Here is a 16,351-nt window from a genome sequence, read left to right as displayed (position 1 = left end):
TTCATTCCGACGCATTCCCGATGGCGAAACTCCTTTCCGACAACGAATTCCTCCGCTTCACCGAACTTCAGCAAAAGCAGGCGAACTTCACGATCACGGCCGGCGAAGCCGACGAGCTGCGCGACATCGTCGCGCGCGCGCAGAAGAAGCGCGACGATCGCTCGGCCGCCATGCAGGCGATCGAAACCTATATCGCGCAATTCGACATCACGCCGGACGAGCTTTTTTCGGCCGAGCAGATCGGCGATGCGGCGCGCACCTTCGGCCTGATTCCCGCCGCGAAGAAGGAGCGCACGCTGCCGCCGCAACTGACGCACAACGGCAAGCCGTATCAGTGGACATCGCGCGCGCTGCCTGACGAAATCCGCGTGCCGCTCTTCGAAGCGTTCACGTCGGGGCAATCGGTCAAGCCGTTCATCGCGACGCTGAAGGACACGTCGCGCTGCGCATTGACGATCGCGCGGCTCGAAAAGGAAACGGGAAGTACGTACGACGAAGCATTGCTCGGCGAGCTCTCGCTATTGCGCGCGCAAGTCGACGATGCGCTCGCCAAACTCGCGGCCTAATCCGCGCGCGGCTGTGACGGTGAATCGCACAGCCGCATCCTGAAACCGACGACACCCGGGTCGTCGGTCTTCGTCACTTCGAAGCCGATATTGCGCGCCAGCGCGATCATGCCTGAATTCTCGCGCAATGCTTCGCCGATCATCCAGCGCGTGCCGCGCTTCTTCGCATAGTCGATGAGCCGCGACAGCAGCAGCGATCCCAATCCCCTCCCCTTCATGTCCGAGCGCGCCGCGACCGCAAATTCCGCGGTCTCGTTGTCGGGATCGGCGACCGCGCGCGCAACGCCGAGCGTTTCGCCCTCTCCTTCGCCATTCGCCCGCGTGACGATCAGCGCCATCTCGCGGTCGTAGTCGATCTGCGTCATACGCGCGAGTTGCGAATGATCGAAGCTGCGCACGGCGCCGAAGAAACGCAGGCGCAAGTCCTCGGCGGTGTTGGCGGCGACGAACGCCGCGTGCGCGTCTTCGTCCTCGGGACGAATGGGCCGCACGGTGATGCGCATCCCGCGCCAGTCGAGCGTCTCTTCGAGACTGCGCGGATACGGCACGATCGCAAGCGGCTTGCGATGCGCGCCCAATGTGAGTTGCGGCTCATGAACGGCAACCGAATCGCGCGTCACGCGCAGCACGAGCCGCAGCGCGACGATCTCTTCGATATAGCAAACGAGTTGCGACAACGCCGTCAGCGCATTGAGGAGCATCTCGGCGGGTAGTTCGCGCGAACGCGGCGAGCGCGTGACGAGATCGCGCGCGAGCACCGAATTGAGCGGCGGCAGCGCGAACTCGTGAAGCGCATCCGCGAGGCCGAGCCCGCCTTCGGCCCTGAACTCGAACACGGGCCCGAACACGCGATGATTGAGCAGACGCGTCTGAATCTCGATGGCATCGCTCGTCGGCGAATCCGGCGGTCCCGGCTTGACCGTGATGCCGAAGCGGTCGAGCACGCGCGCCGCGCGTTCGCCGTTCAATTCGGCGATGCCATTGGCGAGTGCGTTGCGAATCTCGCCTTGCGCGGCATCGATGTCGTCGGGGACTTCAGCGGGGAGACCGTCGGGCGTTTGCATCAGCAATTCGCGGCCTTGCCTGAAATCGACGAGACGCGCGAAACCGCGAGCCAGCCGATGCGGCGTCGTGTGCACGGGAATGCCGTTCGCGTGGAGTTCGTCGCGCGTGGCCGCATCCACGCAGCCGAAGAAGCACGCGAGCAAACCGCGGTACGCATGACGCCGCTCGGCGATCAGCGTCCGCGCGACTTCCGAGACCGGCGCGCTGTGCGTCGGCGCATGCACGACGAACACGGTGCCGGTCTCGCGATGCGCCGCGAGCGCTTCGAGCGCGGCGCCGAAATCGGCGGGTGTGGCGTCATCGCCGAGCAGAAGCGGGTTGCCCGTGCGGGCGCGAGGCAGCGCCGCCGCCACCGCATCGCGCGCGGCCGTCGGCCATTGGGCGAGGTCGTCGCCGGCGGAGGCGAATGCGTCTTGCGCGAGCGCCGCGACCCCGCGGCCGCTCGTGATGACCGTCGCGACATCGCTTGCCGCAACGCGGCCGATGCCGAGCGTTTCGATTTCGTCGAGCAGGTCGTCGAGCGAATCGACACGGACGAGTCCGGCGCGACGAAACGCGGCGCCATAGAGGCGATCGAACGGATCGTCGCGGCCCGTGCGAAGCACGAGCACCGGTTTGTTTCGCGCGGCGGCGCGCGCGGCGGACATGAACTTGCGCGCCGATCGGACGGTTTCGATGGCGAGCAGGATCGCTCGTGTCGACGCGTCGCTCGCAAGGAAGTCGAGGATATCGCCGGAATCGACATCGGCTTCATCGCCGAGCGCGACGATGCGCGAGAAGCCGAGACCGCGCGCACGCGCCCAGCCGAGCACGCCGTTCGTCAACGCATTCGATCCGGATACCCAGGCGACCCCGCCCGACTTGATGTTGCACGCGGGCGCACCGAGACACGCGCCGATCGCCGGCGTCACCACACCGAGACTGGCCGGCCCGACGACGCGCAAGAGAAACGGCCGTGCGGCGGCAAGCGTGCGAAGGGTCCATTCATCCGCCTCGGCGGCCGATGACTGAGGCTTGTCTTGCGGCGACTTCGACGCATAGCCGCGCTCCTTCGCCTCACCGACGATTACCACTGCTTTTGTTCCGCGTCGGCCCAGGCGTTCGACGAGACCCGGCCATGTGTGCGGCCGTGTGCAGAGCACGGCCACGTTTGGCGCTTCGGGCAGAGCGTCGATGTCTGCATACACCGCTTCCCCACCCAGGGTTTTGTGTTTCGGATTGACGGGCCAGAGGCGGCCTTCGAAGCCTGCGCACAAGGTACGCGTCCACACCATCTCGCCGATGCTGCCCGCGCGCGAGGATGCGCCCACGACAGCGATCGACTTCGGCGCGAACAGGATGTCCAGGTTGCGAACGGTCATGGAGACTCCGGCATCGGTGGCGGTTGAGACAGCGCTTAGGATAGGCGATTTTGTTGGGCCGGTGATGACGCGGATCGGTGGTACCGAGAGCAGGCCGCGGACGGCGACTTTATGCGCATAAAGGTCTGAAGGAGGGTTTGTCGGGTGCGCTTCGAGGTGGACGTAGTGGATGCGGATCGAGTCCGATCAACAACATGTCGCGGAAGCGATTTATCGGGTGTTCTGTTTCGTGACTGCCTCGCGGTCTGGACTTTATGCGCATAAAGCCGCGCGGCGACTTCATATGCGCGGCCACGATAGGTCTCTAGTCTTCGCGACGGCGGCGCTGCCGAACTTTATGCGCATAAACCTCGGCCGAACGGCTAATGAAGGTCATTTCTTGTTAGTTATTACTGGAAAAATAACTACGCCAATGTAGAATTCAACGGACTTCAAATTTCGGAGCAAAACGTGGCGGCGGAAATCATAGCGATCACGCAACAGAAGGGCGGCGTCGGCAAGAGCACGATTGCGATGCACCTCGGTGCGGCCTTTCACGAAAAGAAGAAGCGTGTGCTGGTAGTCGACGCGGATGGTCAGAACACACTGGTCCATTGGTCGAGCGCCGCATCGGATGGCGCGAGCGGGATTCCATTTCCCGTCGTCAATCTCTCCGAGGCGGGAGGGCAGATTCACCGCGAGATCAAGAAGTTCGTGAACGACTACGACATCATCGTCGTGGATTGCCCGCCGTCGATCACCGAAAAAGTCTCCGGTGTCGTGCTGCTCGCGGCGAGCGTCGCGGTGATCCCAACGTCATCGTCGCCAGCGGATTATTGGTCGAGCGTCGGCCTCGTCAAGCTCGTGCAGCAAGCGCAGGTGATGAACGAAGACTTGCGCGCCGTCTTCCTTCTCAACAAGACGGAAGAGAAGCGCATGCTCACGCGCGAGCTCAAGGTCGCGCTTGAAGAACTTGGCTTTCCCTTGCTCAAGACCCAGATCCCCACGCGCGAGTGCTACAAGCAGGCGATGGCGCTCGGACAGACCGTACTTCAAATGACCGATCGCGGCGCTCGGCTTGCGGCGGCGGAAATCCGCGCCGTGGCCGATGAGATCCTCGACATGCTCCCCTGACTTTATGCGCATAAAGGACCCTGAATGAAACCGTCCCAGTTTGCAAAGGGCTTCAAGGCCCGGCCCGACTCGACGAGCAGCGAGAAGCGCACCGCGCTTGATCGTCTCAATGCGATCGATGGCATCGTCGATATTCAGCATGCGGGGCAGGCTGCGGCGAATGGCCGATCGAGCGCCTTCGTCACCGAAGAAACCGCCGACATAAACGCCGGCCCCGAGTCCGACGAATATCGCGCGTGGAGACGGGCGAATCGTTATACGACGGGACAAGTGATCGAATTGCCGCTGAAGTCGATCAAGCCTAGCCCGTTCAATCCGCGTCATTTCTATCTCAAGACTTCGATCGCGGAACTGGCCGTCAATCTGGCGAAGCAGGGTCAACAGCAAGCGATCCATGTGATTCCCGACTATGAGAATCCGGGGACGTTCTTCGTCAGTGACGGCGGTCGCCGTGTGAGGGCACTGAAGGAAGCAAACAAGGAAGCCGTGAAGGCTGTCGTCGTCGATCTGCCGATCGGCATCCAGAGCTACAAGCTCGGCTACGACCTCAACGTTCAGCGAGACTCGCAAACGGTCTTCGACAATGCCGTCGTATGGCGACGCTTCCTCGACGAGCAGCATTTCCAGAGCCAGCGCGAACTGGCGGACCATCTCGGGCTCGATGAATCGACGATCGCCGTGGCGTTGTCCATCGCGAAGCTTCCTGAGGGCGTCATGCACGAGATGGTCGCGCGCCCTGACCGGTTCGGCTCGAACATGGCTTATCAAATCGCGCGCTATCACGCGGCGCGCGGCAGCGACGCCACGCTGCGGCTCATCAACAAGATCACATCAGACGATCTGAGCACGCGTCAGGTCGCCGATATCGTCAAAGGTCGCGCGAGTGCTCAGGAAGCACCGAAGCCGCAGAGCCGGCAGCGCTATGCGCAGCGGCTCGAGATCAAGCTGGATGGCGTCGCGGTCGGCGATCTGAAGTCATATGGCGAGGACCGCCTCGAACTGCGTCTGCGTGGCTTGTCGCGCGAAAAGCGGGACGCGTTGCTGCATCAGATCGAACTGATGCTCCAGCCGGACGAAACGAAGAAGTGAAGAAGTAATACGAAGACTGGCCGCCGGATCGTGCTTCGGCGGTCAGTGTGAGCGGTTTTATCGTTCTGAAATTTCCTGCGTGTGGGTACAGTATCAGCCCACGCGCGATTGGCTCAGGGTGAACGCCAGCAAGTCGCCATCCGTGGGTTCGCCCCAGGTCTTCCTTGCAAGCCAATCGAAAAAGGATGTTTCGGCGAGCTTCGAATCCAGTCCACGCTTGCGCCAATCGTCGCGCATATGCGTACCCAGTCCTGGCAACACGTCTTCCTCGAACGACTGACGCGCGAGCTCCCGTTCTTCCTCACCTTGCTCGTCGTAAAGCACACGTGCTTCCTTGCGACGGTAGGCCGAGAATTCGCTCAGGAGCCGCGCCTTGAGATCGTCGGCGGCTGAGGCGGCGGACGCCGGGGACCGCGCAACTGTGCCGCTCGTCGCGGGCGGCAACGCATCCACCGGCGGCGCATAGCCTTTCTTGAGCGCGTCCTTGAAGAGGGCCGCTGCGCTGCGAACCGGCGGCAACGACGTGCTGCGCATGCGCTGCTCCGTCATCTGCAACGCGGCCCGGATGCGATTTTCCTCACTGTCCGCGTAGAGAGTCTGGGCATCCTTGAGCGGAATGCCGATCTTCACCATCCGGTCCACGAGCGTACTGTCGAACACATTCGGATGTTCATCGAGCGCGAGCATCGGCTGTTTGCGTTCGGTCACACGGAACTGGATTTCCGCGACACGCCGTCCCTCGCGATGCTCGACGAGCTCGACGAAGATGTTCGTCACCGCGTTCACTTCGGCGATCGCCGGACGCAGATAATCGCGCTTGAAATACTTGTATTCGCGCTTCGCCTCATCCCCGGCTTCGGTATCGGGCGTGCCGGAGAGGATCGGACGCCACCATTCCCACGTTTCGCGCATCGTCAAATGACTGGGATTGGTCAGGTAACGGACGCATATTTCGTACAGCGCGAGACCGGCGCTACTGCGCAACTGGCTTTGGAACTGGAGGCTCAGACGCGCGTACTGCACGGGATCGAGCAGCTTCTTCTTGATCTTGGGGGCGAACGAGAACTCGACCCATACGCGGCGCGTCGTCGGGTCTTCGAGGATTTCGGCGTCGGCGATCAGTGTCGAAATACCCCATTTGCGGCCGGGCTTCTGGCTCGACGTGCCGGTGCTCCACTCCACCTGCACCGACACCATGCGACGCAAATGCTCTTTGACGAGCGCGGTATCGTTCGAGTCGAACGCTGAATTTGCGACGATGTCCGAGAGTAGCGCGCGATACGTGTCACCGGACTCGTCGGCTTGCTGGGCAACGGCGAGCAGAACGTTGAACAGCTTTCTCGTCAGAAGCGTGATCTTGCCGCTCTTCGGCTGTATCGCAATGGCCTCGACCGCCTTGCGCAATTCTGCCGAACTCGGGCTGACTACGTCGGTCTTCTTTGCGCGCTTGGTGGCCATGCGATGGTCAGGATCGATATTGCGAGGAAGGATACCGATTGGGGTGAACCTCGTCTATAGGGAGCGCTTCACCGCATTGGGGTGATTCTGCGCCGATTGATCTGACTCACTGCGGTGCGTTCCCGTAAACACTCACCGCTCACCGATCGATCGCATCTCATATATGCAGTGCCCGCGCGGGTAAACGGATTGCGCGAACTTGCCGGCGCGATCTGAACCCTGCGCCGGGGTCCCGAAAGCACTCACCTTAAAATTTTTTTGGCTCGCTGGCGCGATGTGGTGCGTGCGATACAGCACGTCGTGGCACGCATTTCGACAGGAAACTGCCGTCCTGCGGTGCATATCGAGCGGTGCTGCATCTCACTTCTGACTATAGCGATATGTGTGCTCCCGAAAAGCCTCACCTCAAACAGGCAACCGCACGTCAGAAACGTCTGCTGCGGGCCCGCAGACAAGGGAAGCGCGAAGATTCGCGTCCTGCAAAGACTCACCTTTGCTCCGGATCTTCCTCCACATTCGCTCCCGCAAATGCTCACCATTGCTTCCCGCAAACGCTCACCTTAGCGAGCTGCGCCCGTAAGAAACGTATTCTTGCAGGCACTTATCTCGCTTTCTCCGCGCGGATCCGAACAAATTCCCTCCCGAATATCCTCACCGGTCAACCGTGCGCCATGCAGCGCTTCGCGAGCATGGTAGTCCCGAATAAGCTCACCGTGGGCATCTCCAACCGCAGTTCCCTCAGCGTATCTATATGTTTTTTATAGCAATTCAGGTTTCAGAAAGCGTGAACAGGCGGCTTTCCAATCCGCCTATTGCGAGGCCGATCCCGGATAATCTCACCTTGTCGCAAACTCATGCAGGCTCGAGTAACCATGCTCGACTCTTTCTCTGGCTCCCGAAAAAACTCACCTCAAGCCTTGCAGCACGCAAAATCAGCACCGGCGCGGGCACTCACGCTGGCAAATCGCCGTCTCTGAACTCCCGAAAAATCTCACCAAGCGCCGGAATCCCCGTAAATTCGGCACTTTGAGCCGCCGGACGCCCGAAAAAGCTCACCTTCATCACCAGTTTGGCCCCGAAAAGCCTCACCAACCGGTAAAAATGACCTGATTCGCGTCGTGAATTGCCGTTTTCGCACGCTCCCGACAACGCTCACCTTTCGATAGCAATAGAAGCCAGCCGAACCACGAAATATCAATGCTCACATGGCGGAATTGTCCCGAATTTCCTCACCTTAGCGTTTTCGGCCCCTCCTGAATCCGCTCACGATCCTTCCCGCGGGTGCTCACCGAGTGCCCCGAAGCCCATCACCGCACTATCCCGAAGGACTTCACCATAGCTCCTGAACAAGCTCACCTGACATCCCGCAAACCCTTATCCCATAAGGCTCTCCGCTGGCGTTAACTGGTTTTAACAAGGTTCAACGGTGTTTACTTCTAATACTCTCAAGACGAGTCTCGTCTCGCAGGAGAATCCTCCAACCACACCCAAAAACTCGTGAAACAGCACCAACCCACAGAAAGCGCATTAAAATCCTCACTAAATCATGCGCTTGCGTTAACTACCTAAGAGTGTTTCACGGAAAGCCCCACTCACGCTAAGCCAAATTGACGACTGCCGCCTTCATAGGAGGCATTTGATCCAATTCGACAGCAATATGCGATTTTCGTAACGTTCAACACGTAAAACGTTATGATTTGCATCTCGACTCGCTCTGTACTTGCCATGGATTCAATCACCCGCGATACCCTACGCCACGAAATCGACGCAATGCGGATTGCCGGCGCGCGACGGCAAGAGCTCTCTCAGCACGCATGCAAACGTCTTTTCTTCGATCTCGGCATCCGCCCTTCCGTGACGACGGTCCGGGACCTCACGCAAACAGGAAGCGCGAGCGACATTCCGAAAGACATCGAAGCATTCTGGGCGAGCCTGCGTACAGCCCTGCGTGTGCGCATCAACGCTGGCGCGATGCCGGAGTCCTTGCAAGAGCGGGCGGGCGAGCTGCTCGCAGCGCTGTATGACGAAGCGCAAAGGCATGCGCATTCCGCCCTGAACGACGAGAAATCCCGTCTCGATGCCGCCATGCAGACCACCGAAGCTCACGTTCGTGACGCCGATATTCGCCGCGAAGCGATCGAGCAGGCTCATCGACGCGCGGAAGCGCGCGCCGAAGCCGGTGCCGCCCAAATCGCGGCATTGGAGGCCGAGCTCAAGGCGCTGCGCAACCAGGGTTCGGAAGCCCAATCCGGCTTGCGCGAAGTCATCGTCCGATGGGAGAAGGAAAACGAGGCGCTGTCAGAGCGTCTCCAGCAGGAACAGGAGTCATCGGCGCGGCTTCGCGATCGCGTTGACGAACTTCAGAGCGAATTGCGCCACAGCACGGAGCATTACGCCCAGCAGATCAAGGATGCCGTGAAGGAGGCCGAGCGACGCGTTCGGCCGATGTTGGTCGAGCTCGACGCCTTGCGCGGCATGGCCGCTACTCATCAGGCGAGTGTTCGTGAGGCAGGCCAGAAAGAATTCGATTTTATTCAACAACTTAGCGCCGCACGGAGCCGCGCCGACCGGCTCGAATCCCAAGTGCGTTCCCAGTCTGATGAAATCGACGCACTCGTTCGCGAACGCGACGCGCAGCGTGTTCAGTCCGGAGCCAGCGCCGAGGTCGGTGCGTTGATCGCGTCCCTTGCGGCGGAGGGACGTCTGAGCGCCGCCGAAATTGCCGCTTTGGGAACGCAACTCGATGCGTACGTCGTCGCGCCAGGCGCCTGCCCGGCATGTGAGGCCGGCGAACCGGAATTGCAGCGTCACGAAGACGAATACGAACTGTCCTGCCCGAACTGCGAGCGCACGTCGGGCGCGGTGTCATCGAAGCTCGCCGCCGTCGACGGATTCATCCGGTCCGCTCGCGTCAGCGCCTCCTGAGCGGCTGCGAGGGCCGGCGAGCATCAAAGGTGAGGCTTTTCGGGATCGTCGGAGAGTCCGTGCGGATCGACGTCACGAGCGTCGCCGGCGCGCGCCTGCGCGATATCGCGCTCCCGTATCTGCTCACCCATCCATTCCTGCCACGCCCGATGCAAGCGGTGAACGGAGATCGTCTGCTGGAATCCGAGCCATTGCCCGACGCGATCGGGGTCCGTTCCGTCCTCGAACAACTCCGCCGCGTAGGTGTTGCGCAAGGTCTGCGGACTGGCCCGCGCCACACGCGAGGCGGCAATCCCCGATGCGGCCACGACGGCGTCGATCGCGCGCAGCATCGTCGCCTTGTGCATCGGGCGCCCTGACGGCGCGGCTGGAAACAGCAGCTCGCCCGCGAGACCGGCCGTCTTGCGCTCGCTGATCCAGTTGTCGATCACTTCGATGGCGAACGGCGCGAGCCGCGCCTGGCGGATCAGCAAGGGATTCGATGCATCGACGGTGACGTAGGGCGCGCCCGGCGCATAACACTCGACCTTCAATTGTGCGGCTTCGCCTGTTTTCACACCGCCGCCGAGAAACACGGCGACGAGCGCCCGGTCGCGCCGCTCGCGCCAGCGCTGTCCGGCTGGCAACGTTCCGATCGGCGAGAACAGATGCGCGACCAGCAGCGTACGCTCGTCGTGAGTGAGAAAGCCCGTCGGCTCGTTGTCACGCGCCTTGCGCCACGCGGCATTGCCGTCCTGGGCGATGAACCGCGCCGGATTCGTCGCCGCCGACTCCACTTCCCGCACATGATCCAGCACGCGTTCGATCAGCCTCAGATAACGCATGCGCTGCGGCCGGCGAATGTCCAGTTGCGCGACGAACTGCTCGATGACGGGACGCTGCACCGTATGCAGCGTCGCGCGCTTCGTGGCCAGCCACTCGAGAAAATTGCCCCATTGCGCGCGATAAACATCGGCCGATGACGCCCGGAACGCCTGTTGGGCCAGCCATGCATCGAACGCGGCGTGCGGATCCGCCTGCCAGTCGGTGCGCTGTTGGTCGAAGAGATCGGAAGTGTTCGGCATGGTGTCGGAAGGCGCGTAGGCGCGCTGTATTGCACTGCGCACAGGGTCAGGCTTCGAGCGGCGGACGTCAAGCGCAGCTGTCGATCGAAGTGTCGATAACTGTCTTGCCGGGCGTGCATGTCGTCGACTACTGTCGTTTATACGGCTTTCTTCCATCCGTACGCACAAGAGCAAAAAAGGAGTGATTGATGGCCCAGCAGTCCTGGCAGCAACGCCGTGCGAACGGACGCGCCGCGCGCGAGCGCACGCCGCGGGGCGCGCACGACGCAATCGGCGATATCGATCGCGATCCCATCGAACTCCTGCGAATGAGCAGCAAAGGCCGTGTCGAGGCGCTGATTCCACTGCGCTACGGCCGCATGCTGGTGTCGCCGTTCACGTTTTATCGCGGCAGCGCGATCCTGCAAGCGCACGATCTGGCCGTCACGCCGGCCAGTGGCATCGACATCCAGATTTGCGGAGACTGCCATTTATCCAATTTCGGCGGCTTCGCGACGCCGGAACGCGCACTCATCTTCGATCTAAACGATTTCGACGAGACCGCGCCGGGACCCTGGGAATGGGATTTGAAGCGGCTCGTCGCGAGTTTCACGATTGCCGGCCGGCATCTCGGCCACGGCGGTTTCGCAGCCGATGAGTTCGCGTTCCTCGCCGCGCGCAGCTATCAGACGCACATGCGCGAGTACGCCGAAATGAGCGTGCTCGATCTCTGGTACGAACGCATCACGTTCGATCGCATGCATGACACCGTGCAGAGCGACGACGCGCGGCGGCGGATCAAGCGCGGCATCGAGCGCGCTTCGCGCCGGACGCACGAGACGATGTTGCCGAAGCTCGCGGATCGGACGGGCGATACGTGGCGCATCCGCGATGCGCCGCCCGCTGTGTTCCACATTCGCGGCGCGAGTTCGCTGATCGACAGGAGCGACGGCTGGATGACGCTGAAAGGCAGCCGCGAGGAGATCTTCGCCGCGTTGACGCGCAGCTATGTCGCGACGCTGACGCCGGAGCGCGCGAGGCTGCTGTCGCAGTTTACGTTGCAGGATGTCGCGTTCAAAGTGGTCGGCGTGGGCAGTGTCGGCACGCGCTGCCTCGTTTTGCTGCTTACCGATCACCACGACAAGCCGCTCTTCCTGCAGATGAAGGAAGCATCGACGTCGGTCGTCGCGAGATATGCGAAGCAGGCGAAGGACGCGCAAGCGATCGAACACGACGGTCATCGCGTGGTGCATGGACAACGGTTGATGCAGGCGGCCACGGACCCATTCCTCGGCTGGGCGACGGGTCCGCTCGGCCGCACGCTCTATATTCGCCAACTGCGCGACATGAAGATTTCCGCGGAGCTGGAAACCTACAGTGACGACGCTTTCCGCGAATACGCCGCGCTTTGCGGCTGGGCGCTCGCCCGCGCACACGCGAAGTCCGGCGGATGCGCGCCGGAGATCTCGGGCTATCTCGGCAACAGCGATCGCATGGCCGAAGTGCTCGTGCGCTATGGCCGCGGCTATGCGGATCAGGTCGAAAAGGACTACGAGGTGTTTCGCGCCGCATGCCGGGACGGCAAGCTTGAAGCGCGTTCCGATGCGGACATGGCGGCGGATTTCGCGCCGTGAGCGGGGATGAACCGGGGCACGCGGATCTTGCCGCGTGCCGGGCGCGTGTGTGTCAGTGCGCGGCGATGGCGAGTTGCGGTCGGTGTCGCGCGGCGCGCTCGTAGGCGTCCACGGCGAAGGCGAAAACGGCGGGCAAGGCCTCGGAGGCCGCGACGTCGACTACATCATCGGTTTCGGGAAAATGAAAGGTATCGGGACGCGCGAACAACTCGCGCAGCGCGGCTTCGTGCCGTCCGGCGAAGCCCAGATCCGCAACGGCTTCGGCTTCGATCGCATGCAACAGCCGCCAGGTCAGCGGCACGCCTTTATCGATATAACGCCCCGCAATCTGGCGCGTGATGCGCTCGAGGTCACGCACAGCGCGGGAGAACTGCCTCTTGCTTAGATTTTCGCCGTTCGACTCCATGATTCACCCCTTCCCAACTGGTCTTATAGTACTGTACAAACATACAGTACTTGTTGCAATGAAAATAGCGTCGCGCTAGTCGACCCGGGTGTATGTGCGATTCCGCCTACGTGCGTTTCAGACATGCGCCGCTATGCGCGCCGGCCAACGAAGCGCATCGTTGAACCGTGCTTGGGAGATCTCCTGAGCGGAACGCGCAGGCGCTTGACTGCGTTCGTTCGACGGCACTGCGCGGCCCATAGCGCTGCAAACCACGGGAGAACTGAGATGAACAAGGATCAAGTCGAAGGCGTCGGCAAGCAGGTCAAGGGTAAGATCAACGAAGGCGTCGGCAAGATGACCGGCGATAAGGCTCAGGAAGCCAAGGGCGACATGCAGCAGGCGGCGGGCAAGGTTCAAAAAGGCGTGGGGGATGCGCGCGAAGATCTGAAGGACAGCGTAAAGAAGAACCCGTAATGCGGGGCATGACGGCGCCGTGAAGTCGGCGCCGCTTCGAGCGGGACGCGCCCAGGCGCGTCCCGTTTTTCGTTTGGCCGCGGGTGTCCACAGGCCGAACTTGATGCGCATAAAGTCGGCCGCGCCTCCCGCGCGCCTGGGTCAGCCGTGAATCACCACCAGCAGCGCCTTGGCGTCGGCGCGGCCCACGTTGCGGATCGCGTGTGCTTCGTCCGCCGCGTAGCGCGCGGTTTCACCGGCCTTGAGCCGACGCGTCGCGCCAGACGCATCCACTTCGATCGATCCGTTAAGCACCGTGAGATGTTCACGCGTGCCTGGCTCATGCGCGTTCGATGTGAGCGCAGCGCCAGATTGCAAAGTGAGCTCGTACCACTCGAACTTGCCGGCAAGTTCTATCGGCCCCCACACGCGCAACTGATAACCGCCGTTGTCGCCGCTCAAGGTCGGTATTTCATGCGGCCCGGCGACCCGAATCGCCTCGACAGGTCTCTGCTGCGCAAACAGCTGATCCAGACTGATGCCGAGCGCGTTGGTCAATCGCCAGGCGACCGCGATCGTCGGATTGGCCTTGTCGCGCTCGATTTCCGACAGCATCGATTTCGATACCCCGGCCGCGCGCGACAGATCGTCGAGCGTCAGCTTTCGCTCGTTGCGCAATCGCTGAATAGTTTCGCCGACGCGTGGCGGCGCCGCGCCGGCCCCCGCGAAATCGCCCGTTTTTCCATCTGAACCCGTGCTTGCCATGAAACGATCAATCCCTTAAAGTGTTCGGCATATCGGAAATGCGTTCGAAATACCGAACATGTCCGATGCGATGGATGCACTATAACAGGGCTAAGGGCGCGTGCGTTAGCAGCGCCGCCGGACTCCAGCAGCACGCCACGAAAAGGATTGCGATGAAAGATCGATACCTCACCCATCTCCGCTCCACACTCGATGAAATTCGCGCCGCGGGTTTCTACAAGACGGAGCGCGTGATTGCGAGCCCGCAGTCATCCGGCATTCGTCTCGCGAACGGAAGCGACGTGCTCAACTTCTGCGCGAACAATTACCTCGGGCTCGCGGACGATCGCCGCCTCATCGATGCCGCAAAGGCAGGTCTCGACGCCGACGGCTTCGGCATGGCGTCCGTGCGCTTCATTTGCGGCACGCAGACCGTGCATAAGGAACTGGAACAGGCGATCGCGCAATTTCTCGGAACCGATGACGCGATTCTTTATTCGAGCTGCTTCGACGCGAACGGCGGCCTTTTCGAGACGTTGCTCACCGAAGAGGACGCAATCATCAGCGATGAATTGAATCACGCCAGCATCATCGATGGCGTGCGTCTTTCGAAGGCGCGGCGCCTGCGCTACAAGAACAACGACCTCGCCGATCTCGAAGCGCGCCTTCAGGAGGCCGACGCGGCGGGCGCGCGCTTCAAGCTGATCGCGACCGACGGCGTCTTCTCGATGGACGGCATCATCGCCAACCTCGCCGGCATCTGCGATCTCGCCGACCGCTACGGCGCACTCGTGATGGTCGATGACTCGCACGCCGTGGGCTTCATCGGCGAAAACGGACGCGGAACGCCGGAGCACTGCGGCGTGCTGGATCGCGTCGATATCATCACCGGAACGCTCGGCAAGGCGCTCGGCGGCGCGTCGGGCGGATATGTCGCGGCGCACAAGGAAGTCATCGAATTGCTGCGTCAGCGCAGCCGGCCGTATCTTTTTTCGAACACGTTGGCGCCGAGCATCGCGGCAGCCTCGCTGAAGGTGCTCGAATTGCTCGCAAGCGATGAAGGCGCGGCATTGCGCCAGCGCGTCCGCGAGAACGGCGCGCACTTCCGCCGCGCGATGTCCGCACTCGGCTTCGATCTCGTCCCCGGCGAACATCCGATCATTCCGGTCATGCTCGGCGACGCTCAACTCGCATCGAAGATGGCCGATGCGCTGCTCGACGAAGGCGTCTACGTGATCGGCTTCTCCTACCCCGTCGTGCCCAAGGGACGCGCGCGCATCCGCACGCAGATGAGCGCCGCGCATACGCAGGAACAGATAGATCGCGCGGTCGATGCGTTCGCACGCGTCGGCCGATCGCTCGGCATCATCCGCTGAGCATGACCGTCGACCTTTATGCGCATAAAGCAAGGGACCGGGCCACAAGCCCGCGACCTTCGAAGCAGAACCATCAGGACCAAACGTCAGGATCAAACGCAATGAAAGCCCTCGCCAAACTCGAACGTGCACCCGGCCTCACCTTGACGCGCGTGAAGCGGCCCGAAGTCGGCCATAACGACGTCCTCATCCGCATTCGGAAGACTGCTATCTGCGGCACCGATATTCACATCTGGAAATGGGATGAGTGGGCGCAGAAGACGATTCCCGTGCCGATGCACGTCGGTCATGAATACGTCGGCGAGATCGTGGAGATGGGCCAGGAGGTGCGCGGTTTCGCCATTGGCGATCGCGTGTCGGGCGAAGGACATATCACGTGCGGCTTCTGTCGAAACTGTCGCGCCGGACGCCGTCATCTGTGTCGCAATACGGTCGGCGTCGGCGTGAACCGCGAAGGCGCCTTTGCCGAATATCTCGTGATTCCCGCGTTCAACGCGTTCAAGATTCCGCCCGACATTTCCGACGACCTCGCTGCGATCTTCGATCCCTTCGGCAACGCGACGCATACTGCCCTCTCGTTCAACCTCGTCGGCGAGGATGTGCTGATCACCGGCGCGGGACCGATCGGCGTGATGGCCGCGGCTATCGCGCGGCATGTCGGCGCGCGCAATGTCGTCATCACCGATGTGAACGAGTACCGCCTCGAGCTCGCCCGCAAGATGGGCGCGACGCGTGCCGTCAACGTCGCGCATGAGGATTTGCGTGACGTGATGAGCGAACTCGGCATGACCGAAGGCTTCGACGTCGGTCTGGAAATGTCCGGCGTGCCCAGCGCATTCACGGCAATGCTCGAATCGATGAACCACGGCGGAAAAGTTGCGCTGCTCGGCATTCCACCGGCGCAAACCGCGATCGACTGGAATCAGGTGATCTTCAAGGGTCTCGAAATCAAAGGCATCTACGGGCGCGAGATGTTCGAGACCTGGTACAAGATGGTCGCGATGCTGCAAAGCGGCCTCGATCTCTCGCCGATTCTCACCCACACCTTTCCCGTCGACGACTACGAGCGCGCGTTCGACACGATGCTCTCCGGCAACAGCGGCAAGGTCGTGCTCGATTGGACCGAGGCCTGAGCG

General features: G+C 61.9%; 13 protein-coding genes. 8 read left to right on the top strand and 5 right to left on the bottom strand.

The features are described 5' to 3' along the window. Window positions 1–20 precede the first annotated feature (20 nt). Window positions 21–566 (top strand): hypothetical protein, encoded by a 546-nt coding sequence (locus AC1Z32_RS34120; RefSeq protein WP_483483213.1) that lies wholly within the window; start codon window positions 21–23, stop codon window positions 564–566. Here the strand turns inward: AC1Z32_RS34120 and AC1Z32_RS34115 are convergent. Then, window positions 563–2,992, bottom strand: a complete 2,430-nt coding sequence (locus AC1Z32_RS34115; protein WP_483483212.1) for a bifunctional acetate--CoA ligase family protein/GNAT family N-acetyltransferase — start codon at window positions 2,990–2,992, stop codon at window positions 563–565. The two genes, AC1Z32_RS34120 and AC1Z32_RS34115, sit on opposite strands and share 4 nt — an antisense overlap. Before the next feature lie 450 nt (window positions 2,993–3,442). Here AC1Z32_RS34115 and parA point away from each other — a divergent pair, with 450 nt between their 5' ends. Beyond that, window positions 3,443–4,105, top strand: a complete 663-nt coding sequence (gene parA, locus AC1Z32_RS34110; protein ID WP_062605179.1) for a ParA family partition ATPase — start codon at window positions 3,443–3,445, stop codon at window positions 4,103–4,105. A 24-nt stretch (window positions 4,106–4,129) separates the two neighbouring features. After that, window positions 4,130–5,194 (top strand): ParB/RepB/Spo0J family partition protein, encoded by a 1,065-nt coding sequence (locus AC1Z32_RS34105; protein WP_483483211.1) that lies wholly within the window; start codon window positions 4,130–4,132, stop codon window positions 5,192–5,194. Between the two features lie 93 nt (window positions 5,195–5,287). On the opposite strand, the gene AC1Z32_RS34100 is transcribed toward AC1Z32_RS34105, so the two are convergent. After that, complete coding sequence (locus tag AC1Z32_RS34100; protein ID WP_483483210.1) at window positions 5,288–6,652, bottom strand: RepB family plasmid replication initiator protein; 1,365 nt, start codon at window positions 6,650–6,652, stop codon at window positions 5,288–5,290. Window positions 6,653–8,377: 1,725 nt separating this feature from the next. On the opposite strand from AC1Z32_RS34100, the gene AC1Z32_RS34095 reads away from it, so the two are divergent. Next, complete coding sequence (locus AC1Z32_RS34095) at window positions 8,378–9,577, top strand: DNA-binding protein (RefSeq protein ID WP_483483209.1); 1,200 nt, start codon at window positions 8,378–8,380, stop codon at window positions 9,575–9,577. A gap of 23 nt (window positions 9,578–9,600) precedes the next feature. Here AC1Z32_RS34095 and AC1Z32_RS34090 read toward each other — a convergent pair whose 3' ends face one another. After that, a complete protein-coding gene (locus tag AC1Z32_RS34090; RefSeq protein ID WP_483483208.1) occupies window positions 9,601–10,641 on the bottom strand; it encodes a tyrosine-type recombinase/integrase in 1,041 nt (346 codons plus the stop codon). Between the two features lie 188 nt (window positions 10,642–10,829). On the opposite strand from AC1Z32_RS34090, the gene AC1Z32_RS34085 reads away from it, so the two are divergent. After that, window positions 10,830–12,254 (top strand): DUF2252 domain-containing protein, encoded by a 1,425-nt coding sequence (locus AC1Z32_RS34085; protein WP_483483207.1) that lies wholly within the window; start codon window positions 10,830–10,832, stop codon window positions 12,252–12,254. Between the two features lie 52 nt (window positions 12,255–12,306). Here AC1Z32_RS34085 and AC1Z32_RS34080 read toward each other — a convergent pair whose 3' ends face one another. Beyond that, the gene (locus tag AC1Z32_RS34080; protein WP_062605173.1) at window positions 12,307–12,660 is read right to left on the bottom strand and encodes a DUF2471 family protein; all 354 of its coding nucleotides are present in this window, start codon (window positions 12,658–12,660) and stop codon (window positions 12,307–12,309) included. A 267-nt stretch (window positions 12,661–12,927) separates the two neighbouring features. On the opposite strand from AC1Z32_RS34080, the gene AC1Z32_RS34075 reads away from it, so the two are divergent. Continuing rightward, entirely contained in the window at window positions 12,928–13,116 is a 189-nt protein-coding gene (locus tag AC1Z32_RS34075; protein WP_061168765.1) for a CsbD family protein, read from the top strand. Window positions 13,117–13,257: 141 nt separating this feature from the next. Here AC1Z32_RS34075 and AC1Z32_RS34070 read toward each other — a convergent pair whose 3' ends face one another. Continuing rightward, complete coding sequence (locus AC1Z32_RS34070; RefSeq protein WP_483483206.1) at window positions 13,258–13,860, bottom strand: helix-turn-helix domain-containing protein; 603 nt, start codon at window positions 13,858–13,860, stop codon at window positions 13,258–13,260. Between the two features lie 152 nt (window positions 13,861–14,012). On the opposite strand from AC1Z32_RS34070, the gene AC1Z32_RS34065 reads away from it, so the two are divergent. Together AC1Z32_RS34065 and tdh are read left to right on the top strand one after the other, a co-directional pair. Beyond that, window positions 14,013–15,215 carry a glycine C-acetyltransferase gene (locus AC1Z32_RS34065; RefSeq protein ID WP_483483205.1) on the top strand — a complete coding sequence of 401 codons (1,203 nt, stop codon included), beginning with the start codon at window positions 14,013–14,015 and terminating at the stop codon, window positions 15,213–15,215. 101 nt (window positions 15,216–15,316) lie between these two features. Further along, window positions 15,317–16,348 (top strand): L-threonine 3-dehydrogenase, encoded by a 1,032-nt coding sequence (gene tdh / locus AC1Z32_RS34060; RefSeq protein WP_483483204.1) that lies wholly within the window; start codon window positions 15,317–15,319, stop codon window positions 16,346–16,348. The last annotated feature ends 3 nt before the right edge of the window (window positions 16,349–16,351 follow it).

The sequence above is a fragment of the Caballeronia sp. 11_S32 genome, from assembly GCF_056930355.1.
Note: the sequence above shows the minus strand (reverse complement) of the source record. Positions and strands in the feature narration are given on the sequence as shown.